The organism is Bradyrhizobium australiense (assembly GCF_013114825.1).
Classification (GTDB): Bacteria; Pseudomonadota; Alphaproteobacteria; order Rhizobiales; family Xanthobacteraceae; genus Bradyrhizobium; species Bradyrhizobium australiense.
Window position 1 is genome coordinate 465,465 of the sequence record NZ_JAAVLX010000004.1, and the last position, 19,592, is coordinate 485,056.

Annotated in this window: 26 protein-coding genes; 7 read left to right on the forward strand and 19 right to left on the reverse strand. The window is 62.3% G+C overall.

Annotated features, from left to right (window positions below; all coding sequences use genetic code 11):
- Window position 1: 1 nt before the first annotated feature.
- The 4 genes from HCN58_RS14315 to HCN58_RS14330 form a co-directional block, all read right to left on the reverse strand.
- Window positions 2-889 (reverse strand): branched-chain amino acid ABC transporter permease, encoded by an 888-nt coding sequence (locus HCN58_RS14315; RefSeq protein WP_171580002.1) that lies wholly within the window; start codon window positions 887-889, stop codon window positions 2-4.
- Window positions 890-977: 88 nt separating this feature from the next.
- Window positions 978-2,195 (reverse strand): ABC transporter substrate-binding protein, encoded by a 1,218-nt coding sequence (locus HCN58_RS14320; RefSeq protein WP_171580003.1) that lies wholly within the window; start codon window positions 2,193-2,195, stop codon window positions 978-980.
- 37 nt (window positions 2,196-2,232) lie between these two features.
- Entirely contained in the window at window positions 2,233-2,976 is a 744-nt protein-coding gene (locus tag HCN58_RS14325) for an ABC transporter ATP-binding protein (protein ID WP_171580004.1), read from the reverse strand.
- Entirely contained in the window at window positions 2,969-3,724 is a 756-nt protein-coding gene (locus HCN58_RS14330; protein ID WP_171580005.1) for an ABC transporter ATP-binding protein, read from the reverse strand. The genes HCN58_RS14325 and HCN58_RS14330 overlap by 8 nt, the downstream gene beginning before the upstream one ends.
- A gap of 373 nt (window positions 3,725-4,097) precedes the next feature.
- On the opposite strand from HCN58_RS14330, the gene HCN58_RS14335 reads away from it, so the two are divergent.
- Complete coding sequence (locus HCN58_RS14335) at window positions 4,098-4,700, forward strand: PAS domain-containing protein (RefSeq protein WP_235983610.1); 603 nt, start codon at window positions 4,098-4,100, stop codon at window positions 4,698-4,700.
- Here HCN58_RS14335 and HCN58_RS14340 read toward each other — a convergent pair.
- The gene (locus HCN58_RS14340) at window positions 4,697-5,068 is read right to left on the reverse strand and encodes an ArsC family reductase (protein WP_171580007.1); all 372 of its coding nucleotides are present in this window, start codon (window positions 5,066-5,068) and stop codon (window positions 4,697-4,699) included. The genes HCN58_RS14335 and HCN58_RS14340 overlap by 4 nt on opposite strands.
- 109 nt (window positions 5,069-5,177) lie before the next feature.
- Between HCN58_RS14340 and HCN58_RS14345 the strand changes: the two genes are divergently transcribed.
- Complete coding sequence (locus HCN58_RS14345) at window positions 5,178-5,330, forward strand: DUF5993 family protein (RefSeq protein ID WP_171580008.1); 153 nt, start codon at window positions 5,178-5,180, stop codon at window positions 5,328-5,330.
- A gap of 7 nt (window positions 5,331-5,337) precedes the next feature.
- Window positions 5,338-5,895, forward strand: coding sequence for a disulfide bond formation protein B (locus HCN58_RS14350; RefSeq protein WP_171580009.1), 558 nt, complete (start codon window positions 5,338-5,340; stop codon window positions 5,893-5,895).
- Here HCN58_RS14350 and HCN58_RS14355 read toward each other — a convergent pair.
- The gene (locus HCN58_RS14355) at window positions 5,892-6,596 is read right to left on the reverse strand and encodes a glutathione S-transferase family protein (protein ID WP_171580010.1); all 705 of its coding nucleotides are present in this window, start codon (window positions 6,594-6,596) and stop codon (window positions 5,892-5,894) included. The genes HCN58_RS14350 and HCN58_RS14355 overlap by 4 nt on opposite strands.
- A gap of 78 nt (window positions 6,597-6,674) precedes the next feature.
- Here HCN58_RS14355 and HCN58_RS14360 point away from each other — a divergent pair, with 78 nt between their 5' ends.
- Window positions 6,675-7,547: an SDR family oxidoreductase gene (locus tag HCN58_RS14360; protein ID WP_171580011.1), complete on the forward strand. Its 873-nt coding sequence runs from the start codon at window positions 6,675-6,677 to the stop codon at window positions 7,545-7,547.
- Window positions 7,548-7,568: 21 nt separating this feature from the next.
- Window positions 7,569-8,219, forward strand: a complete 651-nt coding sequence (locus HCN58_RS14365) for an HAD-IA family hydrolase (RefSeq protein ID WP_171580012.1) — start codon at window positions 7,569-7,571, stop codon at window positions 8,217-8,219.
- A 41-nt stretch (window positions 8,220-8,260) separates the two neighbouring features.
- On the opposite strand, the gene HCN58_RS14370 is transcribed toward HCN58_RS14365, so the two are convergent.
- The 4 genes from HCN58_RS14370 to HCN58_RS14385 form a co-directional block, all read right to left on the reverse strand.
- Window positions 8,261-8,896 (reverse strand): 2'-5' RNA ligase family protein, encoded by a 636-nt coding sequence (locus tag HCN58_RS14370; protein WP_210265992.1) that lies wholly within the window; start codon window positions 8,894-8,896, stop codon window positions 8,261-8,263.
- Window positions 8,880-10,601, reverse strand: a complete 1,722-nt coding sequence (gene ilvD, locus HCN58_RS14375; RefSeq protein WP_171580013.1) for a dihydroxy-acid dehydratase — start codon at window positions 10,599-10,601, stop codon at window positions 8,880-8,882. The genes HCN58_RS14370 and ilvD overlap by 17 nt, the downstream gene beginning before the upstream one ends.
- A gap of 69 nt (window positions 10,602-10,670) precedes the next feature.
- Window positions 10,671-11,021, reverse strand: a complete 351-nt coding sequence (locus HCN58_RS14380; RefSeq protein ID WP_171580014.1) for a Lin0512 family protein — start codon at window positions 11,019-11,021, stop codon at window positions 10,671-10,673.
- An 84-nt stretch (window positions 11,022-11,105) separates the two neighbouring features.
- Window positions 11,106-12,284, reverse strand: coding sequence for an alpha-hydroxy acid oxidase (locus HCN58_RS14385; protein WP_171580382.1), 1,179 nt, complete (start codon window positions 12,282-12,284; stop codon window positions 11,106-11,108).
- Between HCN58_RS14385 and HCN58_RS14390 the strand changes: the two genes are divergently transcribed.
- Window positions 12,171-12,482: a hypothetical protein gene (locus HCN58_RS14390; protein WP_171579588.1), complete on the forward strand. Its 312-nt coding sequence runs from the start codon at window positions 12,171-12,173 to the stop codon at window positions 12,480-12,482. The two genes, HCN58_RS14385 and HCN58_RS14390, sit on opposite strands and share 114 nt — an antisense overlap.
- Before the next feature lie 95 nt (window positions 12,483-12,577).
- Here HCN58_RS14390 and HCN58_RS14395 read toward each other — a convergent pair whose 3' ends face one another.
- The 7 genes from HCN58_RS14395 to HCN58_RS14425 form a co-directional block, all read right to left on the reverse strand.
- Window positions 12,578-13,444 carry an NAD(P)H-dependent oxidoreductase gene (locus HCN58_RS14395; protein ID WP_235983611.1) on the reverse strand — a complete coding sequence of 289 codons (867 nt, stop codon included), beginning with the start codon at window positions 13,442-13,444 and terminating at the stop codon, window positions 12,578-12,580.
- A 120-nt stretch (window positions 13,445-13,564) separates the two neighbouring features.
- Window positions 13,565-14,266 carry an IclR family transcriptional regulator gene (locus tag HCN58_RS14400; protein WP_235983612.1) on the reverse strand — a complete coding sequence of 234 codons (702 nt, stop codon included), beginning with the start codon at window positions 14,264-14,266 and terminating at the stop codon, window positions 13,565-13,567.
- A gap of 201 nt (window positions 14,267-14,467) precedes the next feature.
- Entirely contained in the window at window positions 14,468-14,740 is a 273-nt protein-coding gene (locus HCN58_RS14405) for a hypothetical protein (protein WP_376701174.1), read from the reverse strand.
- Window positions 14,737-15,486, reverse strand: coding sequence for a DUF899 domain-containing protein (locus HCN58_RS14410; RefSeq protein WP_171580017.1), 750 nt, complete (start codon window positions 15,484-15,486; stop codon window positions 14,737-14,739). The genes HCN58_RS14405 and HCN58_RS14410 overlap by 4 nt, the downstream gene beginning before the upstream one ends.
- A gap of 54 nt (window positions 15,487-15,540) precedes the next feature.
- Window positions 15,541-16,074: an SRPBCC family protein gene (locus HCN58_RS14415; protein WP_171580018.1), complete on the reverse strand. Its 534-nt coding sequence runs from the start codon at window positions 16,072-16,074 to the stop codon at window positions 15,541-15,543.
- Between the two features lie 13 nt (window positions 16,075-16,087).
- The gene (locus HCN58_RS14420; RefSeq protein ID WP_171580019.1) at window positions 16,088-16,432 is read right to left on the reverse strand and encodes an ArsR/SmtB family transcription factor; all 345 of its coding nucleotides are present in this window, start codon (window positions 16,430-16,432) and stop codon (window positions 16,088-16,090) included.
- An 84-nt stretch (window positions 16,433-16,516) separates the two neighbouring features.
- On the reverse strand, window positions 16,517-17,602 hold the full coding sequence (locus tag HCN58_RS14425) for an adenylate/guanylate cyclase domain-containing protein (RefSeq protein ID WP_171580020.1): 1,086 nt from the start codon (window positions 17,600-17,602) through the stop codon (window positions 16,517-16,519).
- Between the two features lie 104 nt (window positions 17,603-17,706).
- Here HCN58_RS14425 and HCN58_RS14430 point away from each other — a divergent pair, with 104 nt between their 5' ends.
- Window positions 17,707-18,162, forward strand: coding sequence for an SRPBCC family protein (locus tag HCN58_RS14430; protein WP_171580021.1), 456 nt, complete (start codon window positions 17,707-17,709; stop codon window positions 18,160-18,162).
- A 31-nt stretch (window positions 18,163-18,193) separates the two neighbouring features.
- Here the strand turns inward: HCN58_RS14430 and HCN58_RS14435 are convergent, their stop codons facing one another.
- Together HCN58_RS14435 and HCN58_RS14440 are read right to left on the reverse strand one after the other, a co-directional pair.
- On the reverse strand, window positions 18,194-18,895 hold the full coding sequence (locus tag HCN58_RS14435) for a GNAT family N-acetyltransferase (protein WP_171580022.1): 702 nt from the start codon (window positions 18,893-18,895) through the stop codon (window positions 18,194-18,196).
- 152 nt (window positions 18,896-19,047) lie between these two features.
- A complete protein-coding gene (locus HCN58_RS14440; RefSeq protein ID WP_171580023.1) occupies window positions 19,048-19,572 on the reverse strand; it encodes a MarR family winged helix-turn-helix transcriptional regulator in 525 nt (174 codons plus the stop codon).
- Window positions 19,573-19,592 lie beyond the last annotated feature (20 nt).

Here is a 19,592-nt window from a genome sequence, read left to right on the forward strand (position 1 = left end):
GTCAGGCCGCCCGTCCCGTCAGTCCCGTTGGCTTCACCAGCAACACCAGCACCATCAGGACGAACACCACGGTGTTGGAAGCTTCAGGATAGAAATACTTGGTCAGTCCCTCGATCACCCCTAGCGCAAATCCGGTGATGATCGATCCCATGATCGATCCCATGCCGCCGATCACCACCACCGCGAACACGACGATGATCAGGTCCGCGCCCATCAGCGGGCGCACCTGGTTGATCGGCGCCGATAATACACCGGCCAGCGCCGCCAGGCCGACGCCGAGCCCATAGGTCAGCGTGATCATCCGGGGCACGTTGATGCCGAATGCGCGCACCAGCGTCGGGTTTTCGGTCGCGGCGCGCAGATAGGCGCCGAGCCTCGTCTTTTCGATCAGGAACCAGGTGGCGATGCAAACCACAAGCGAGAACACGACCACCCAGCCGCGATAGACCGGCAGGAACATGAAGCCGAGATTCATGCCGCCCTGTAATCCGCGGAACCCACCGATCTCCGGATAATCAGGAATCGCGTACGGCAGGCCGGATGAGCCGAAGTAATTCTGGAACACGCCCTGCACGATCAGCGCGATGCCGAACGTTAACAACAGTCCGTAGAGGTGGTCGAGGCCGGCCAACCATTGCAGCATGGTCCGTTCGAGGATCATGCCAAAGATGCCGACGACAATCGGCGCGATGATCAGCGCCCACCAGTATCCAATCCCTGTGAGGTGCAACAGAAAATACGCGCAGAACGCCCCCATCATGTAGAGCGCGCCATGGGCGAAATTGATGATGTTGAGCATGCCGAAGATCACGGCGAGCCCGAGACTGAGCAGCGCGTAGAACGATCCGTTGATCAATCCCACCAGGAGCTGGGCGTAGAGAGCTTGCATCGGTTTCGCACTCAATCTCGTAATGACGCGGGTTAGCGTTGGGCCGCGAAAAAAGCCCCGCCGGCACGACGCCGACGAGCCATCGTTGTTACTTCTTTACCAGCGGACAGGCGCTTTCCGAAAGCGGCCGGAAGGCCTGCTCGCCGGGAGTGGTGCCGATCAGCTTGTAATAGTCCCACGGTCCCTTGGATTCGGAGGGTTTCTTGACCTCGAACAGGTAAGCCGGATGGATCTTGCGGCCGTCGGCGCGGATCGTGCCCTTGCCGAACAGCGCATCGTCGGTCGGCAGTTCCTTCATTTTCGCCACCACCTTGACGCCGTCATGCGGGTTGCCGCCCATCGCATCGAGCGTCTTGAAATAGTGAACCAGGCCCGAATACACGCCGGCCTGCACCATCGAAGGCATCGCCTTGTTCTTCGTGCGCTCGGAGAAGCGCTTCGAAAATGCGCGGGTGCCGTCGTTCAGATCCCAGTAGAAGGTCTCCGTGAAGTTCAGGCCCTGCGCCACCTTCAGGCCGAGCGAATGCACGTCGGTGATGAACAGCAGAAGGCCGGCGAGCTTTTGGCCACCGGCGACGATGCCGAATTCCGACGCCTGCTTGATCGTGTTCGTGGTGTCGCCGCCTGCATTGGCCATGCCGATGATCTTGGCCTTGGATGCCTGCGCCTGCAGCAGGAAGGATGAGAAGTCCGAGGAATTCAGCGGATGCTTGACGCCGCCGATCACCTTGCCGCCCGACTTCACGACAACCGCCGTGGTATCGCGCTCCAGCGCGTGTCCGAATGCATAGTCCGCGGTCAGGAAGTACCAGGTATCGCCGCCGGCCTTCACCAGCGCCTGCCCGGTAGAGTTGGCGAGCATGTAGGTGTCGTAAACCCAATGGATCGTATTGGGCGAGCACTGCGCATTGGTGAGATCCGACGTCGCCGCGCCGGTATTGATCATGACGGAGTTCTTTTCCTTCACCAGATTGTTGACCGCCAGCGCAACGCCGGAGTTCAGCACATCCATGAAGATGTCGACCTTCTCGACGTCGATCCACTGCCGCGCAATGGTAGTGGCGATGTCGGGCTTGTTCTGGTGGTCGGCTGAGACGATGTCGATCTTCCAGCCCTTGGCTGCAAGGCCGGAATCCTCGACCGCCATCTGGGCTGCGAGCGTCGAGCCGGCGCCACCAAGGTCGGAGTAAAGTCCGGAATTGTCGGTGAGCACGCCGATCTTGACGGTCTTGTCCTGCGCCACGGCGTTGCCTGCTGCAAGCGCCAGAGCGGTGCCGAGGACGAGCGAGGAAATCCGATGTTTCATAATATCTCCATTAATCCAGAGTGCAGCAAAGTACCGATTAAACGCCGAGATAGGTGTGGAGCTTGTCCATATTGGCCGACAGCTCCGAATTCGCAAAACCGTCGATGACCTTGCCGTGCTCGACGATGTAGTAGCGGTCAGCCACCGTCGAGGCGAAGCGGAAATTCTGCTCGACAAGCAGGATGGTAAAACCTTCCGACTTCAGCCGCGCGATGGTATGCCCGATCTGCTGGATTATGACGGGCGCCAGACCCTCGGTCGGCTCGTCCAGCATCAGAAAGCGCGCGCCGGTGCGCAAGATTCTCGCGATCGCGAGCATTTGCTGCTCGCCGCCCGAAAGCTTGGTGCCCTGGCTGTTGAGGCGCTCCCTCAGGTTCGGAAACAATTCGAAGATCTGGTCGAGCGACAGCCCGCCACTGCGCACGATCGGCGGCAGCAGCAGGTTTTCGCGCACGTCAAGGCTTGCGAAAATGCCCCGCTCCTCGGGACAGAATGCGATGCCCAGGCGCGCGATCCTGTCGGACGAGGCGCGCGTAATGTCCTGACCGTTGAAACGGATCGAACCGGTACGCTTGCCGATAATTCCCATCACCGACTTCAGCGTCGTGGTCTTGCCGGCGCCGTTGCGGCCGAGCAGCGTGACCACCTCGCCCGCCTTCACATTGAAGTTGATGCCGTGAAGGATATGGGATTCGCCGTACCAGGCCTGCAGGTCGGAAACGGAAAGAATTTCCGCGCCCGCCGGTCTGGCGGCGGCTTCGGCCATTTTCAACTCAGGCATGACCGGCCCCCAGATAGGCTTCCTTGACGCGCTCGTCCTTGGACAATTCGGCATAATTGCCCTGCGCCAGCACCTGACCGCGCGTCAGCACCGTGATGATGTCGGACAGGTTGGCGACCACCGAGAGATTATGTTCGACCATCAGGATGGTGTACTTCGCCGAGATGCGCTTGATCAGGGCTGCGATCTTGTCGATGTCTTCATGACCCATGCCTGCCATAGGCTCGTCGAGCAGCATCATTTCCGGGTCGAGCGCCAGCGTCGTCGCGATCTCCAGCGCGCGCTTGCGTCCATAGGGCATCTCGACCGCCGGCGTGTTGGCGAACTCGCTCAAGCCCACGTCATTCAGCAGTTCGAGGGCGCGGCCGTTGAATCGATCGAGCACACGCTTGGAGCGCCAGAAATCGAACGAGCTTCCATGCTGGCGCTGTAACGCGACGCGAACGTTTTCCAGCGCGGTCAGGTGCGGAAACACCGCCGAAATCTGGAACGAACGCACCAGCCCGAGACGGGCCACATCGGCCGGCGCCATCGCGGTGATGTCCTGCCCCTTGTACAGGATCTGCCCTGCAGACGGCCTCAGAAACTTGGTCAACAAGTTGAAGCAGGTCGTCTTGCCGGCGCCGTTCGGCCCGATCAACGCATGAATGCTGCCGCGGCGTACCTTGAGGGCGACATCGCGAACGGCGAAGAAACCCGCGAATTCCTTGGTCAATCCGTGGGTTTCGAGAATGAACTCATCAGCCAAACAAATTTCCCCCGTCAGCCGTCTCCACGAAGTCGCTCGCGCGCGGCCAATTTTCCCTGTTCGGGCAGGCTCGCCTGGACGTCCTTGGAAACCGTCCCGAGCCCGCCGCCTCCGGGCCGGAATATGCCGTCAACGCGATGGATTAGGCAAGGTGGAATGCTGCCGCGGACAAAGGCGGGTGTCGGTTCCGGATGCGCAATAAGTCGAATGCGCCGCTGGCCGGTCTGGCCGGCCTACGAGGTACGCTCAACCGCGACTCTCGCGCCAGCAAGTCATGATTGATGGTGTTTTGCTGCAATCGGGTGCGCTTTTACACAATATTTTCCTCTCGGGCGCATCATCTCGCGATTTAGATCGCGTAGGAATTGCCGCCTTGGAATTTGAAAGCACCGGACCGTCGGTCGTCAAATCTATTAAGCAGCGCGACCTGCTGAACACCTGGCTGCGGCTATACGCCCGCGACCGATCGATACCGCGCATGTCGGAGTACCAGCCGGCGCGGATCGAGGACGAACTTCCCGACCTGGTACTCTACACCGTCGATACCAGCACGCAGCCGCCGCGTCTGATCATCCAGAGCGACGGCACGCGGATGTCGACTGCTTATGGGAATACCGGCAAGGGCCGCTATCTCGACGAGTATCTCGGCGCAAGGCTCGCTCCGATCGTGATGCCGGTCTACCATGAATGCATCGCACGCCGCCTTCCTGCCTACACCATCGCCAATATCGATGACATCTACGGGCGAGTCGTCGCCTATGAGCGGCTGTTGCTGCCGTTCTCGGATGACGGCAGCGTGACTCACATTATCGCTTCGCTGAAAACCATCAGCGAGGATGGCAGTTTCGAGATCAAGAATCTGATGCGCGGAAACGACAAGCTGCCGGTGTCGAAGCTGCGCACCATTATCGACCGCGATCTATTTCATCGCGCCCCCGGCCGTATTCCGTCTGGCGATGGACTTGAATTCGGTTAGACTTTGCGGCCGCGCGATTTCGACGTCACTTCCTTCGCGTAGATATCCGGCTTGAACCCGACCAGCAATTTGCCGCCGAGATCGAGCACCGGCCGCTTGATCATCGAGGGCTGCGCCAGCATCAGGGCCAACGCCTTGCGTTCGTTCAGGCCTTCCCTGTCGCTGTCCGGCAGCTTCTTGAACGTCGTGCCGGCGCGATTGAGCAGCGTCTCCCAGCCGAGTTCGTCGGACCATTGCTTGAGCTTGTCCTTGCCGATTCCGGCAAGCTTGTAATCGTGAAAGTCGTAAGCCACGCCATGATCGTCAAGCCAGGCGCGTGCCTTCTTCATGGTGTCGCAGTTCTTGATGCCGTAGATGGTGATGGGCATGGTCGGTGCATTCCGGGATTCGTTATTGGTCCTGCTGGACCGGATTAGAGTTAAGCAGATCGGCGAATCTATCATAGAGTGACGCATCATTCCGTGCCGGGACCAGCCGATGGAATTCACCGTATTGTTTCTGGCCACAGCCATCGTGATGCTGATCGCCTGGCGCGGCCGGCGTCCGCTGGCGCTCGGCCTGTTCGGGGTCGTGCTGATCGCGTGCATCGCCACCTATCTGCATCACGCGACCGATACGCTGTCGTTCTGAGGGACGCATGACCCAGGCGCGTGCCATTACGCTGAATGCACTCAGCCTCTATGCGGTGGCGCTAGTACTGGCGGCGGCCTATGCGGCGCAGTTTATTCTTCACGAGCTGCCCTGCCCGCTTTGCCTGCTGCAGCGCATCCTGTTCGCGGCACTGGCCGTCGGGCCGATCCTCAATGTCCGCTTTGGTCCCTGCCCCAGCCATTATGCGATGTCGCTGCTGGCGGCGGTCGCAGGCGCCGTCGCGTCGACCCGGCAGGTGCTGCTGCATATCCTGCCCGGCGACGCCGGCTACGGTTCGGCGCTGCTCGGCTATCACTACTATACCTGGGCGCTCATCGGCTTCATGACGGCCATCGTCCTGCTTGCGGCGATCCTGCTGTTGGACCGCCAGTTCGAGGAAGACGGCGTCGTGCTGCCGGCCACCGGCGGCGCCTTCGCGCAAATCGCGGTATGGCTCGTGATCGCGCTCACGGCGGCCAATGTGGTAACCACGCTGCTCGAATGCGGCTTCGGCGCCTGCGCCGATAATCCTGTTGGGTACGAACTGCTCAAGCACGCCGCCTAAGGCCGCTTGGGTATGTCCAGCCCGCGCTGCACCGCCGGCCGGGCGAGCCCGCGTTGCAGCCATGCCGGCACCTGCTTCAGTGTATCGAACGCAACGAGATCGCGCGCACCGTAGAAGCCGATCAGGTTGCGCACCCAGCCGAGCATGGAAATGTCGGCGATGGTATATTCGTCGTCCATGATCCATTGCCGTCCGGCGAGATGCGCCTCCACCACATCCAGCAGGCGCTTCGACTCGGCGACATAACGCTCGAGCGGCCGCTTGTCGGCAAAATCCTTGCCGGCGAATTTGTGGAAAAAGCCGACCTGCCCGAACATCGGTCCGATCCCACCCTTCTGGAAATGAAGCCACTGGATGGTCTGGTATCGCCGCGCCGGATCGGCCGGCAGAAGCTTTCCGGTTTTGTCGGCGAGGTATTGCAGGATCGCCCCGGATTCGAACAGCGGCAGCGGTTTTCCTCCCGGCCCATCGGGATCGAGAATTGCGGGAATCTTGCCGTTCGGATTCAGCGACAGGAATTCCGGCGTCTTCTGGTCGTCCTTGTTAAAGTCGACCAGATGCACCTCGTAGGGCAATCCGATCTCTTCGAGCATGATCGAGACCTTGACGCCGTTTGGCGTCGGCAGCGAATAGAGCTGAAGGCGATCAGGATGTTTGGCGGGCCAGCGTTTGGTGATCGGGAAGGCGGAAAGATCGGACATCAAAACTCGTTTTGCATGGCTGTTGTTGCGTGGCTAATGTACGGCCGATGCCGCGTATAACAAGGGTCCGCACCGTTCATGACCGATCAACCGTCTCCGGCGAAGCTCGGCCTCACTGATGAGGAGCTTGCGGCTCATCCGACCATGTTCGCGGCCGATGCACTGAAGGATCAGGCCGCTATCGTAACGGGCGGCGCCGGCGGCATCGGCCGGGCGATCGCCTGGCTGTTCGCGCGGCTGGGCGCGCATGTCGCCGTGGTCGGGCGCGACGGAGGCAAGCTCGATGCGCTCGTCGCCCAATTGACGGGCCGAGGCCTCAAGGCATCCGCGCATGTCGCCGACATCAGAGAGCCCGACGCGGTCCACGCCCTGTTCGACGCGATCTGGGCCGCGCAAGGCCGCCTCGACTGCCTCATCAACAGTGCCGGCGGGCAATTTCCGCAAGCCGCGATCGATTTTTCTGCAAAGGGCTGGAATGCCGTCATCAACACCAATTTGAACGGCACCTGGTACATGATGCAGGCCGCCGCGCAGCGCTGGCGCGACCACAGGCATCCCGGCAGCATCGTCAACATCGTGGTCGTGACGACGCACGGCCTCTACGGCATCGCGCACACGATTGCGGCACGGAGTGGCGTCATCGGGCTATCGCGCGCCGTCGCGGTCGAATGGGCGCCGCTGAACATCCGAGTGAACTGCGTGGCGCCCGGCGCGATCGAGACCGAAGGCTGGAACGTCTACACGCCGGAGGCCCGCGCCGCCTACCCGCGCTCGAACCCGATGATGCGCGTCGGCTCACCCTGGGACGTCGCCGAAGCCACCGTTTTCCTCGCCGGACCAACCGCGAAATTCGTGACCGGCGAAACGCTGACCGTAGACGGCGGCGGTCAGCTCTGGGGCGAAACCTGGACGACCGGCAAACCCGCCTACTTTGGCGGCGACGACAAGTGATACGCTGAAAGCCGATTGTCCATGACACGCCTGCCCGCCACGCGCTATCGCCTCGCCATCTTCGATTTCGACGGCACGCTGGCCGACTCGCTTCCCTGGTTTCGCTCGTCCTTTGACGACATGGTCGCGCGGTTCAATCTTACTCCCGTTCCCGCCGAGGAAATGGAGGGACTGCGCGGCCTGTCCGCACGCGAAATCATGGCGCGGCTCAACGTATCCAAGTGGCAACTGCCGGACATCGTCAGCGACATGCGAAAGCGCAAGCTCGCCGCCGCGAGCGAAATTTCGCTGTTCAACGACATCCCAGCCATGCTGACCGAATTGCAACACCTTGGTATCAAGGTCGCTATCGTCAGTTCCGACAGCGAAGCATCCGTCCGGAAAGTGCTCGGAGCCGCCACGACCCTGATCACCCGCTTCGACTGCGGCGCCGCGATGTTCGGCAAGCACTGGAAATTTCGACGTGTCGCACGAAGGCTCAGCGTAACGCCTTCGGAGACGATCTGCATCGGTGACGAGATCCGCGACATCGAAGCCGCGCAAGCCGCCGGGATGGATTCGGGTGCGGTGGCATGGGGCTATGCCCTGCCCGCCGCGCTGCAAGCGGCAGGGCCAACGCATTTCTTTAACTCGATCGAGGAGATGACGCAGAGGCTTGCTGCGGCGAAATAACGCCGCTGAGAGCTTCTGCTGTTTTCGCCGCCGGTGGGCTGTCATCCGCGCAGGCACCATCGCGCGAGATGCTGATGGCCCCTCTGGCTGTGCACGAGCACGAACTCGGTCACGGTCCAGCCAACCGGTTCGATCGGATACTCGTCCACGCCGCGCGCATCATAGAGCAGCGTCACGTGCGGCGTGAAATTCGTGTTGGCGAGCCGCCTTAATCCTCTGCGCGCCATCGCAACACCAAGCATTTGCCGAAACGACTGCAACCAACGCAATCCCTTCTCGCCAATCAGGACAAACGGACGATTGCCCGGCTGCCCGCGAAAACTTGCCGTGCGATCGAACGAGACTTCGAACGGCTGGGTACGCAACTCCGTGGCCGCCTCGCAAGCGGCGCAAAGCTGGCGATCCGGCAACCCACCCAGCGAAAAAAGCGAAACGTGCAACCGTTCCGGCGCTATGAGCTTGCCGTTGAAGCAATGGGCGCGCTTGAGCACACTTGCCAGCCGGTAAATTCGTTCCGCTGTGGCCGCGTCAGGAACGGTCGCGAGGAATAATCGGGCACTACCAAAGCTTGCAAACCTGTCCATAATAGCGCAGAACAGACCATGAACATAAGATTGTAGCAAGGCCTGAATACAACTATCGTTTGCCGCTCCCGCAGCCTCACAGCACGCACCCATAGTGCGCTGACGAGACCAGACGGATGTACTTGTCGTGGACCGAGCCTGGCCGCACCTTGGCGACTGATGCCGGCACACGCCAGTCGGCCATACGCCGCGCGATCTCTTCCGCTGAAACGGCCAGCTGCACGGTGCGGGCGCCTGGATCGATGACGATAGTGTCGCCGTCGCGCACCGCGGCGATCGGACCGCCGCGCGCGGCCTCCGGCGAGACGTGGCCGATCAGGATACCGTGCGAGACGCCGGAGAAGCGGCCGTCGGTGATCAGCGCGACATCCTCGCCGAGCCCGCGCCCCTGCAACTGGATCGTCAGCATCACCATTTCGGGCATGCCGGGACCGCCGACCGGACCGACATTGCGCACGACAATGACGTTGCCCGGCACGATCTCGCCGGCTCGGATCGCGGCCATCGTATCGGCTTCCGACTCGAATACGCGCGCAGTGCCGCGAAACTGACCCTTCTCGAGCGTCTTGCCCGATAATTTGAGCAAGCAGCTTTCTGGCGCGAGGTTGCCCTTCAAGACGCTGATGTGATTGTTTGCCGGCGCGATCGGTTTCGACACCGGGAAAACAATCTCCTGCGGCGGCTTCTGCTCCAGCGTCGGAACATCGGCGAGATTTTCTGCCAGCGTCTTGCCCGTCACCGTCATGACATCGCCATGCAGCAGTCCGGCGCGCAGCAGTTCCTTCATGACTACGGGCACGCCGCCGATCGCATGCAGGCTACCCATCGCGAACGGGCCGTGCGGCTGCAGATTGGCGAGCAGCGGGACGCGCTCGCCGACCCGCTGGATGCTTTCGATCGTGATCGGCACCTGCGCCTCGCGCGCGATCGCGAGCAGATGCAGATACATGTTGGTCGAGCCGCCCATCGCATAGACGGTGGTAATCGCATTTTCGAACGCACGTTCGGTCATGATATCGTGTGGCCGGATCCCGGCTTGCATCAGTCGATACAGCGCGTCGACCGACGCGCGGGCCTGCGCGCGGACATCGGCATGAATATCGCTGCCGGCGTTGTAGTCAGCGGGATGCGAGGCACCCCGCGGCAGCATCATGCCGATTGATTCCGCGATCGTACTCATGGTGTTGGCCGTGAACATGGCGCCGCAGGTGCCGCTGCCGGGCATGACATTGCGCTCGACTTCCAACAGCTCCTCGCTGGACAACCGGCCAGACTCATTCGCGGCTCGCGCCTCGGCGTAATCCATGATCGTCAGATTGTTGCCCTTCCCCGCCCATGCCCCGAACGAGACACGGCCGGGCGTGCTGGTGCCGGGATAGAGCACGAGGCCGAAGGCATTCGTCCGCGCCAGCGGCATCAGCGCGGCAGCTCCCGTCTTGTCGCAGCCGGAGATCACGATCATGGCGTCGCCATGATGCGCGTAGTGGCCGACCTCGAAACAGTCAGCGACGACGTCGCGGGAGACGAGGCTATAGCCCGCCGTTGGCGTGCCCTGCGTCAGCGCATCCGACACTGCCGGCGCGCCGACGACCAGCCCCTGCCCACCGCGCTCGGCAAGGATTTCCACCAGCAGATCGGTGATGGTGCGCACGCGGTTATTGCAGCGATGGGCGTTGGTCCAGGCGCTGGCGATGGTCACCACCGCGCTGGTCTCCGCGGCGCGATCCGGATCGAATCCGGCGGCGCGCAGTTCGACACGAGACTGCTTCCAATAGGTGCTGCTGTCTTGCGCTGTCATCGGGTGCTCCAGGTCTTCTGATTGATCGCACGGACGTCAGGGTCCGGCCTGATTGGCACTGAAACGAATTTAGCCCGTCTTGCCGTCGTCAAAACTGACAATCACGGCAGCGTTGGCAATGATGATGGAGTCGTTTCCGCTCTCGGCAGGAATCTCCAGCCCGCCATTGACCGCCGTCACCTTCACCGTGCCGTACGGTAGCTCCTTCGCGACCGCGGCCGTATCTACCCCGCTCGGGTCCGGCACTGCGACGGTAACCTCCACGAACATGTCGTTTGCGGTTTTGCCCAGCATGCGGAAGAAGCCGAGGCTGGAGTGACGGATGGCGTCCGACACCGCACGCTTGGCGGCCTTAGTGGCGTCGCGTCCGTGAACGTCGACGCCCATGCCCATTTCGGTAATACAGCGAACGCGTGCCATTGGTTTCCTTATCGTTGGTGAGAGGCTTCAGCCGCTCGCAACTCACGCGAACGACCAACGAGGCGTTGGCCTCAGATCGTCAATTTACGACGAGTAGCGCGAAGAAGTGAAGCTGCCACCATGGAAGCGCAGATTGTCGCGCGATAGCTGATGGACAGATGTAGCGCCCATCAGCTTCATGCCGCGTTCGATCTCGAGCCGCATCTGCTCGAGCGCACGTTCCACGCCGGCCTGGCCGGCAGCAGCCAGCGGAAAGAGATAATAGCGGCCGAGACCTACTGCCTTGGCGCCGAGCGATAGTGCCTTGAGCACATGGTTGCCACGCTGCACCCCGCCGTCCATGATGACGTCAATCCTGTCGCCTACCGCGTCGACAATCTCCGCCAGTTGGTCAAAGGCGCTGCGCGAACCATCAAGCTGCCGACCGCCGTGGTTGGAAAGCACGATGCCCGTGCAGCCGATCTCCACTGCGTGTCTGGCATCTGCTGCCGACATGACACCCTTGAGACAGAACTGCCCGCCCCAGTGCTGCACCATCTCGGCCACGTCGTCCCAATTCATCGACGGATCGAGCATCTCGGTGAAGTAGCGACTGATGGACATGGTGCCAGTGCCCATTTCGACATGGGTGTCCAACTGCGGCAGCTTGAAGCTTTCATGCATGAAATAGTTGACCGCCCAAGCCGGTTTGATCGCGAACTGCGCGATGCCCGCTAGATTCAGCTTGAACGGGATGGCGAAGCCGGTGCGCTTGTCGCGCTCCCTGTTGCCACCCGTGATGCTGTCGACGGTCAGCATCATTACCTCTACACCGGCCTGCTTTGCGCGATTCATCATCTCGCGGTTCAGGCCGCGATCCCTGTGGAAATAGAACTGATAGACTTGTGGACCGCTGCTGATTTTGCGCGCTTCTTCGAGGCTCACGGTGCCAAGCGAGGAAACACCGAACATGGTGCCATATTTGCCGGCGGCTGCCGCGACCGCGCGCTCGCCTTGGGGATGGAACAATCGCTGCAACGCCGTCGGCGAGCAATAGACCGGCATGGCCAGCTTCTGCCCCATGATCGTTACCGACATGTCCACTTCGGAAACGCCGCGCAGCACGTTCGGTACCAGATCGCAATCTTCGAAGGCTCGGGTATTGCGGCGATGCGTGACTTCGTCGTCGGCTGCACCGTCGATGTAGTTGAAGATCGGTCCAGGAAGGCGCTGCTTGGCCATCCGGCGAAAATCGTGGAAATTGTGGCAGTTTTTCAGACGCATCTCATCTCTCGGTTGCCGATGCAGCGTGCGATGGAGCTCTCTCTTGTCATTGGCGCACTGGAAATCAATCGGCAAGGGGCACGCTCTCTCAATCGTCGCTTGCGTCCGCTTCGTCAAGTCACGGCGCAAAGTGCGCTGCAGACATGCGCGGCGCGGATTTCGTCCGAGGTGTTCGGATCGCTGCCTCTCAGAGCATAGCGGGCCCAGAGAACGCCGGGTGCCCGGAGCACCCCCACCACGTTGCGCCGATCGACAAGCGCACCCTGCCGAACTGACCGACCGGCGACGCGCTGTCATTGGCCCGAGCAGGCCTCCATTTCGCGCGCTGCAGCGGCAATGCTATCCGCGCCATTCCGATCGAGCACTTCCTTCGGATCGCCCGGCTCGACGAGGTGGATGCGCGTGCCGCGCTCGCCTGCGCCCAAGCCCGGTTTCAAGACCTGCTGACCGTCATAATGCCCGCCGTTCTGAGTGCGGTACGCGATCGGCCGGTCGATGAAGAGGCCCCTGATACGATGCCGATAGGCCTCGGCCATGGCGGGCCACTCGGCCTCGGTCAGCCGGTCGCTCTGATAGACGGCGAAGGGCGGCACGATCTGCATGCCTGGGTAGAAGAGTATCCCGTGCTGGATCGGCCAGAGCAGGTCATCGAGCCGCCCATTCACGCCGCGCTCGCTATAATGCGGCGCGCGGCCGCCGATGGTGACGGACAGCATCGCGCGACGCCCGCTTAACTTACCTTCGCCGTAGCGGTCGCCCCATCTTTCGCCCCCATGGGCGCCGACGCCATATGCAAATCCATAGGCGAAGACGCGGTCGACCCAGCCCTTCAAAATGGCCGGCATGCCGAACCACCACATCGGAAAACTCAGGAGAACGGCGTCAGCCCACAGCAGCTTCTGCTGTTCGGCCGCTACGTCGGGTGATTGGGTGCCGCTGGCGAAAGCGTGACGCGACTCCGCGACGTAGCTGAGGCGGCCGGGCTGCGCCTGCTCGAGGAAATCCCCGCGGTCGGCGACTGCCTTCCAGTTGGCCGCATAGAGATCGGAAACTTGCACCGCATGGCCCTGCGCGATGAGAGTTTCGACCGCGAGATCCTTCAGAGCGCTAGTGAGCGATTTCGGTTCCGGATGCGCGTGAACAATAAGGACGTTACTCAAAGACGTTCTCCTGTTGATGCCTCGGCGCGCGCGTAGCGCGACGCGTCTCAACATGGTGGGCAAAATCACAAAAGCGAATGATCGAACCCTGGAAACGAAACATGTTCAGCAATGCTGAACTCAGGCGCGCTGGACCTCCTTCATCATCATCCAGGCCATGTCCGTCAACTTTTGCGGCGGCAAACGAGTCGCCGGCCCACTCAGCCCGATGCTCGCACGAACCTCGCCACCTTCGCGCCAGGGAATTGCGACGCAGTGGACGCCCGGCTGGTAATTCTCCAGATCGAGCGCGAAGCCCCGCGTGGCGACCGTTTTGATCTCGGACAGAATATGAGGACCGAGCGCGTCGGCACGGCTGGCGAGGACGCGCTTGCCCAGCCCAGGCATGAAGGCGAGGAATACGAGCCCGACCGCCGATCCTTCCAGGGGCTCGCGCACGCCGATGGGACATGCGCCCGCCTTCAAGGCGTGGGACGGTTCGATCGCGTCGAGATAATAGACTTCATCTCCGCTCGGCACGGCCAGATAAACCATCTCGCCCGTGCGCTTTGCCACCGATTCGAGCACAGGGCGCAGTCGGCCGCGAAGCGCGCCATCGTCTCCGGCGATCCGCGCCAGATTGAGAATGCGGCCGCCGAGATGATAGCGCGAATCCCCGACACGGCGGTGCACGTAACCAAGCTCGTCCAACGTCTTAAGAAGATTGTGCGCGGTCGTCTTGCCGAGCTTCGCCTGCTCGGCAATGTGCTGCAGCCGTGCGGCACCGCCCTCCTCTGCGATAATCTCGAGGATTGCAGCCGCGCGCTCGATGGATTGAATCAACCTGACTTCCGGCATTACGCGTTCGTTAGTGACAGATACTGTCCGCTAACATCGGCGTGGTACACGCGGACGGCAAGTCCAGCCAAGTTGAATATTTGCGCTCCGGGGGTTCAACCCGGCAGCATCTTGGCGGATCGCTTTCAATGGAATGTTAGGGCTCGCAGGAATTTGGAACGCCGGATCAGGTCGCGGCGCCAGGCTTCATCGGCGCACGATCAGCTTCAGCCACGGCGCCGAATGGAACGCGGTCATCAGCAAGTACATCGGGACCATGCCGCCGACCGGAGATGCGTTTGCAGCCGAGCAAAGCGCATCCAGCGGGCCGCCGCCAACGACAGCGGTGAGCAGCGCCATGATCGCAAAAGTTGGCGCGGCCGCGAGCGATAGCCATCTGGCTATGCCGATCGCGGCCGTACCGCCCTCGTCATCACAGCTCGCACCGCCGATCGAGTTGCTGTGACGAGCCTGGCTCACGACTTCGCACTCGCGCTCTGCTGGCGGAACGCGGCCTCGCCGGCGTCCGACACCTCGACCCACCTCTTGTCGGGCGCTGCGCCTTCGACATAGCTGTCGTGCCAATTCCACCACTTGTAGGTCGGAGTCTGCGGGTAGCCCTCGGGCGAATCCTCCCAGACCTCCTGGCGGCCGAGCGGCGTGATATCGAGGTAATTCCAGGTGCCTCCCATCTGCTCGTCGCCGCGGTTGTTGATGAAGTAGGTGCGGTAGATCTTGTTGCTGTCGCGGAAGAACACGTTGGTGCCGTGCCATTCGCTGACGTCGAAATCGGCGTCGAAGCTGTCCGTGATGGTGTACCAGGGGATCAGCTCCCATCCCATTCGCTTCTTCAGGCGCGCGATGTCCGGCTGCGGTGCGCGCGAGGCGAACACGAGAGTTGTATCGCGGGCGTTGAGATGGGCGACGTGGGCGACCTGGTCGGCCACCATCGAGCAGCCGCGGCAGGCATGGTCGGGCCAGCCGAATACGCCGGGCTCGAAGAAGGCGCGGTAGAGGATCAACTGGTGACGGCCTTCGAACAAGTCGCGCAAGCTCGCCTCGCCGTTGGGCCCCTCGAACCTGTACTCCTTCTCCACGGCCAGCCACGGCATCCGACGACGCTCGGCGGCGAGCGCATCACGGGCGCGGGTCATCGCCTTTTCCTTCACGAGCAATTGCTGGCGGGCCGCTTCCCATTCCTGTGCCGAAACGGTGTGAATCTGCATGGCTAATCTCCTGTTGTTGGGACGTTTGTTACTCGGGTGCCTCGACTTGCAGCGTCAGGCCGGCAGACGCGCGTCGTATTCCTTCATGAGGCCGCTCCAGCCATCCCAGAACGGCGCCGGCTCTTCGCCGTTCGCACGGGCGACCAGGACATCGAGATGCATGTGCCAGCCGGCCATGTGCTTGAGCAGCGTGGCGCGGTCGGGGAAGCGCCGATGGATGATCGTGAGCAGCACGCCCTTGCCTTTGGGCTCCAGTTCGAACGTCACGTCACCGGTGCTGTTCCAGGTGATCGACAATTTTCGGGGCGGATCGAATTCGGTAATCCGGCTCTGCATGCGATGCTCGCCACCGAAGCCGGCCGGGGGCTCGCCGGGCGGGTCCGTCAGTTCATCGTTGCGCCAGACGAGCTCGAAGGAGGCGCCGGCCTTCGCGTCCATGTCGCCTGCCGCCAGCCATTTGCGGCGCAACTCGCTGTCGGTGAGATAGGCCCAGATGCGCTCGATCGGGCCGGGCAGCAGGCGCTGGATTTTCAGCGTCATAGGCTCGGGCAATTCGCCATAGGCTTCAGGCTTCGTCGTTGAATTCATGCTTCTACTCCCTTCACTTCCTTGCCTTTGCCTCGTCTTCCGCACGCAACAGCGCTTCCAATCTGTCGAGATTGGTGTTCCAAAAGCGCTCGTAACGTTTCAGCCATGCATCGGCTTCCGCGAGCCGCGCCGCCTCGAGGCGGCACAGATGGGTGCGGCCGCGGATCGTGCGCTTCACCAGCCCGGCATTCTCCAGCACCCGCACGTGCTTCGAGGCGCCGGCGAAGCTCATGTGAAACGGCGTCGCCAGTTCCCCGATCGTGAGTTCGCGTTCCGCCAATTGTCCAAGCATCGCCCGGCGCGTCGGGTCCGCGAGGGCATGAAAAACGGCGTCGAGATGGGCGGATCGTTCAACCATGTGGTTTACTATAGTCGCACGACGCCGATAGTCAACCGATCGGTTTAACGTTTTCGTGATGAGCCGACGGGTTCCGAATTGCCCTTAGCCGTCAGGCACGGTGTGAACGGCGCAGGCGGATTCAATGCCGCGGAGCGCATGCGTTCCCAGCGGGATCAGCGTCGCGCTTGTTTCGGCAGCGACCGCGCCGGAGATCAGGACCGTTCGGCCGAGCGGCCGGCAGAGCCCTTCCAGCCGGCTGACCAGATTCACCGCGGGCCCAATCGCGGTGAAATCCAGCCGGTCGGCCGCGCCGACATTGCCCCACAGAACCTCGCCAAGGTGCAAGGCCACGCCAAACGACAGCGGCGGCAATCCCTGCTCCCGCCGTGTCGCATCGAGATGCGCCATTCCGGCCTTCGCGGAAGCGACGGCGCGCAGCGCCGCGTCGCAGGCTTCGCGAGGCTTCTCGCCAACCGGAAAGATTGCGAGCACGCCGTCGCCGATGAATTTCAACACCTCGCCGCCAAAAGCGTGGACAGCGCCGCCGATGCAGTCGAACCAGCCGCCAAGGGCGTCGATGACGGCAGCGGGAGGCTCGGCCTCGGACAGCGCGGTGAAGCCGCGCAGATCGGCATAGAGCAACACCGCTCGAATGGTCTCGCCGACTTCGCGCCGCAGCGGCCCTGCCAGCACGCGCGCGGCGCTGCGCCTGCCGAGATAAGCCTCGAGCGCGGCCGACAGCGTCGCGCGCGCCGAAAGTGCGGCGAGTGGTGCAGCGGCAAAGCGGGCGGCTTCGCGCAATCGATTTGCTTCCGTTTCCGTGAACCGGCGTGGCCCGATCCAGCCGAGCACTGGCCCGCCTTCTACCGCACCGACGGTGTCTTCATGCACCGCGCCACCCGCGAGCCCGCTCAACCAGCGCCGCCCGGCATCGCCCGACGAATCCCCTGCGCCGCCGAATCCCGCCGGAGCGAATCCCACCGCCTCGATCACCTCGCCGTTTTCGGCCCGCCATAGCCAGGTCCGGCGGGCGACGATCGGATGCGGCACGGCGAGCGTCAGCGCCCCGCCGGCAAGCGGAATGCCGTCGGCGATCAGGCGCGTGCCGAATTCGGCCAGGAACCGGTCGGCGCCCGGCGAAGCGCTGGCCGCATCGACCAGCCATGTCAGGGTCGAACTCAGTTGCATGGGATCGATCATGCGACAGCGATGTTGCATTGTCACCCATCACACCTAACTTAGGCACTCGCTGGTTGTATCAGCGCGCCCTCACCACACCCACGAGGTTTTCGATGACTAAATCGTTTGTGCTCCAGCGCGAGACCCACATCGCCGCACCCCGCGCCAGCGTGTTCGCCTTCCTGACGGACCCTCAGAAGATCGTGCAATGGATGGGCAGCGAGGCAGTGACGGAGATGCATCCGGGCGGCATGTACCTCCTGAAAGGCGTCGGCAGCGCCACGGGACGCGGGGCATTCCGCGAGGTCGTGCCGGTACATCGCCTCGCCTACAGCTTTGGCTGGGAAGGCAACGAGGAGGTGCCGCCGGGATCGGGCCTGATCGAGATCGATCTGATCGAGCAGGATGGTGGCACGCTGTTGCGTATGACCCATAGCGGCCTCCCCACCGAGGCAACCCGCGACAGCCACAACACAGGCTGGGCGCATTATCTCGATAGGTTGACCAAGGTAGCCGCCGGCCAGGACCCCGGACCGGACCGGGGCCCGAGGGGCACGCGCAACGCGTAAGAATCCCGTCAAGGCATCTATTGCTGGACGATCAGTCCTGTTTCTTCAACACCGTCACGTGAAGACGGCGACGGATTTCCATTCCCTGCCTGCGGTAGAGCGCGATCGCCGAGTGATTGTTGGTGAAGACGTGCAGGAACGGAATCTCACCGCGCGATACAATCTGGCGCGAGATGGCTGACAGCAGCATCTGCCCGTAGCGGCGGCCGCGATGGGATGGATGCACGCAGACGGCGGTGATCTCGGTGTATTGAGCGGGCTTCATCCGCTCGCCCGCCATCGCAACAAGCTGGCCGTCGATGCGGATGCCGAGAAAGGTGCCGAGCTCATGGGTCCGCGCGTTGAACGGTCCCGGCTTGGTAAGCGCGGTCAGTTCGATCATCGCTGGAACGTCGTTGACACCGAGGGTGACGATATCGACGCCTTGCGCTGGTGTTTCAACCTGCGTTCCAACAATCATCTGCTCGCCGGTGTCCGCCAGCGCGATTCTGAATTCGGCAGGCGGCCTCACGGCATCGGGCGTAAACAGCACGGCGATATCCTGCGGCGACATCAGCCCGGCAAGCGCAGCAAAGCTTTCGGGCGACGTGTCCGCTAACGCTGCGAAGGGCGTGATCTCAGTCGGATAGCGCCGCGCGCGGGCAGCGCCTTCCGCCAACGCCCGCTGCGTGGTCGTGAGCGCCGTCCAGATCGGGTCATCGAGAGGGTGGCTGGAGCTGTCGTGAACGGACATCAGATTACTTTCGTTCTCACTCCATAGCACGACAAAACTAGAGTTGCAGGCTCCTCAGGGATGAGAGGTTCGGGCAGCTACTGACGCAGTAGAACTATCCTCACCTTCACGCGCCACTGCCGTCCGATCGGATCGAAGCGCCGACTGCGCCATCATTTCGCTTTCTCTGCTGTCGCCTTGATCAGATTGTCACGGAGCGCGACGACGTTTTGCTGCAGCCGCGCGAACTCGTCCGGCTTCAGTCCGGTGGAGGCCATGAGATTCATGTGCATGCCCTTCTCGCGCAGCCGACGGCCGGCCTCGGTCAGGCTGATACGCACCTGCCGTTCGTCTGCGGGATCGCGCTGGCGACGCAGATAGCCCATCTGCTCGAGCTTTTTCAGGATCGGCGTCAACGTGTTGGATTCCAGGAACATCTTCTGGCCAAGCTCACTCACGGTCTGGCCATCCTGCTCCCACAATGCCACGATCGCGATCCATTGCGGGTAGGTCAGGCCGAGTTCATCGAGGCCCTTTTTGTAAGCCCGCCCGAAGGCGAGATTGGCCGAATAGATCGCAAAGCACAGGAAATCGCCAAGCCGCCGTTCGCCTGCGGACGGCTTCGGCTTCTGGCTGGCCTTTGAATTGCCTCTCGAAGTGACCCTGGAACCGGTCTGGGGCCCGTCGTTCAGTTTCATGGAGGGCGTCCTTTCCGACA

Excerpts from the sequence above, each read along its gene's own strand:
- ilvD (WP_171580013.1), bottom strand. The coding sequence starts at position 10,601 with ATGACAGCGCAAGACAGCAGCACCTATTGGAAGCAGTCTCGTGTCGAA.
- HCN58_RS14355 (WP_171580010.1), bottom strand. The coding sequence starts at position 6,596 with ATGTCCGATCTTTCCGCCTTCCCGATCACCAAACGCTGGCCCGCCAAA.
- HCN58_RS14365 (WP_171580012.1), top strand. The coding sequence starts at position 7,569 with ATGACACGCCTGCCCGCCACGCGCTATCGCCTCGCCATCTTCGATTTC.
- HCN58_RS14370 (WP_210265992.1), bottom strand. The coding sequence starts at position 8,896 with ATGGGTGCGTGCTGTGAGGCTGCGGGAGCGGCAAACGATAGTTGTATT.
- HCN58_RS14430 (WP_171580021.1), top strand. The coding sequence starts at position 17,707 with ATGACTAAATCGTTTGTGCTCCAGCGCGAGACCCACATCGCCGCACCC.
- HCN58_RS14340 (WP_171580007.1), bottom strand. The coding sequence starts at position 5,068 with ATGCCCATCACCATCTACGGCATCAAGAACTGCGACACCATGAAGAAG.
- HCN58_RS14325 (WP_171580004.1), bottom strand. The coding sequence starts at position 2,976 with ATGCCTGAGTTGAAAATGGCCGAAGCCGCCGCCAGACCGGCGGGCGCG.
- HCN58_RS14350 (WP_171580009.1), top strand. The coding sequence starts at position 5,338 with ATGACCCAGGCGCGTGCCATTACGCTGAATGCACTCAGCCTCTATGCG.
- HCN58_RS14420 (WP_171580019.1), bottom strand. The coding sequence starts at position 16,432 with ATGGTTGAACGATCCGCCCATCTCGACGCCGTTTTTCATGCCCTCGCG.
- HCN58_RS14345 (WP_171580008.1), top strand. The coding sequence starts at position 5,178 with ATGGAATTCACCGTATTGTTTCTGGCCACAGCCATCGTGATGCTGATC.
- HCN58_RS14380 (WP_171580014.1), bottom strand. The coding sequence starts at position 11,021 with ATGGCACGCGTTCGCTGTATTACCGAAATGGGCATGGGCGTCGACGTT.
- HCN58_RS14415 (WP_171580018.1), bottom strand. The coding sequence starts at position 16,074 with ATGAATTCAACGACGAAGCCTGAAGCCTATGGCGAATTGCCCGAGCCT.
- HCN58_RS14435 (WP_171580022.1), bottom strand. The coding sequence starts at position 18,895 with ATGTCCGTTCACGACAGCTCCAGCCACCCTCTCGATGACCCGATCTGG.
- HCN58_RS14360 (WP_171580011.1), top strand. The coding sequence starts at position 6,675 with ATGACCGATCAACCGTCTCCGGCGAAGCTCGGCCTCACTGATGAGGAG.
- HCN58_RS14410 (WP_171580017.1), bottom strand. The coding sequence starts at position 15,486 with ATGCAGATTCACACCGTTTCGGCACAGGAATGGGAAGCGGCCCGCCAG.
- HCN58_RS14320 (WP_171580003.1), bottom strand. The coding sequence starts at position 2,195 with ATGAAACATCGGATTTCCTCGCTCGTCCTCGGCACCGCTCTGGCGCTT.
- HCN58_RS14425 (WP_171580020.1), bottom strand. The coding sequence starts at position 17,602 with ATGCAACTGAGTTCGACCCTGACATGGCTGGTCGATGCGGCCAGCGCT.
- HCN58_RS14440 (WP_171580023.1), bottom strand. The coding sequence starts at position 19,572 with ATGAAACTGAACGACGGGCCCCAGACCGGTTCCAGGGTCACTTCGAGA.
- HCN58_RS14390 (WP_171579588.1), top strand. The coding sequence starts at position 12,171 with ATGCGTGACTTCGTCGTCGGCTGCACCGTCGATGTAGTTGAAGATCGG.
- HCN58_RS14385 (WP_171580382.1), bottom strand. The coding sequence starts at position 12,284 with ATGCGTCTGAAAAACTGCCACAATTTCCACGATTTTCGCCGGATGGCC.
- HCN58_RS14315 (WP_171580002.1), bottom strand. The coding sequence starts at position 889 with ATGCAAGCTCTCTACGCCCAGCTCCTGGTGGGATTGATCAACGGATCG.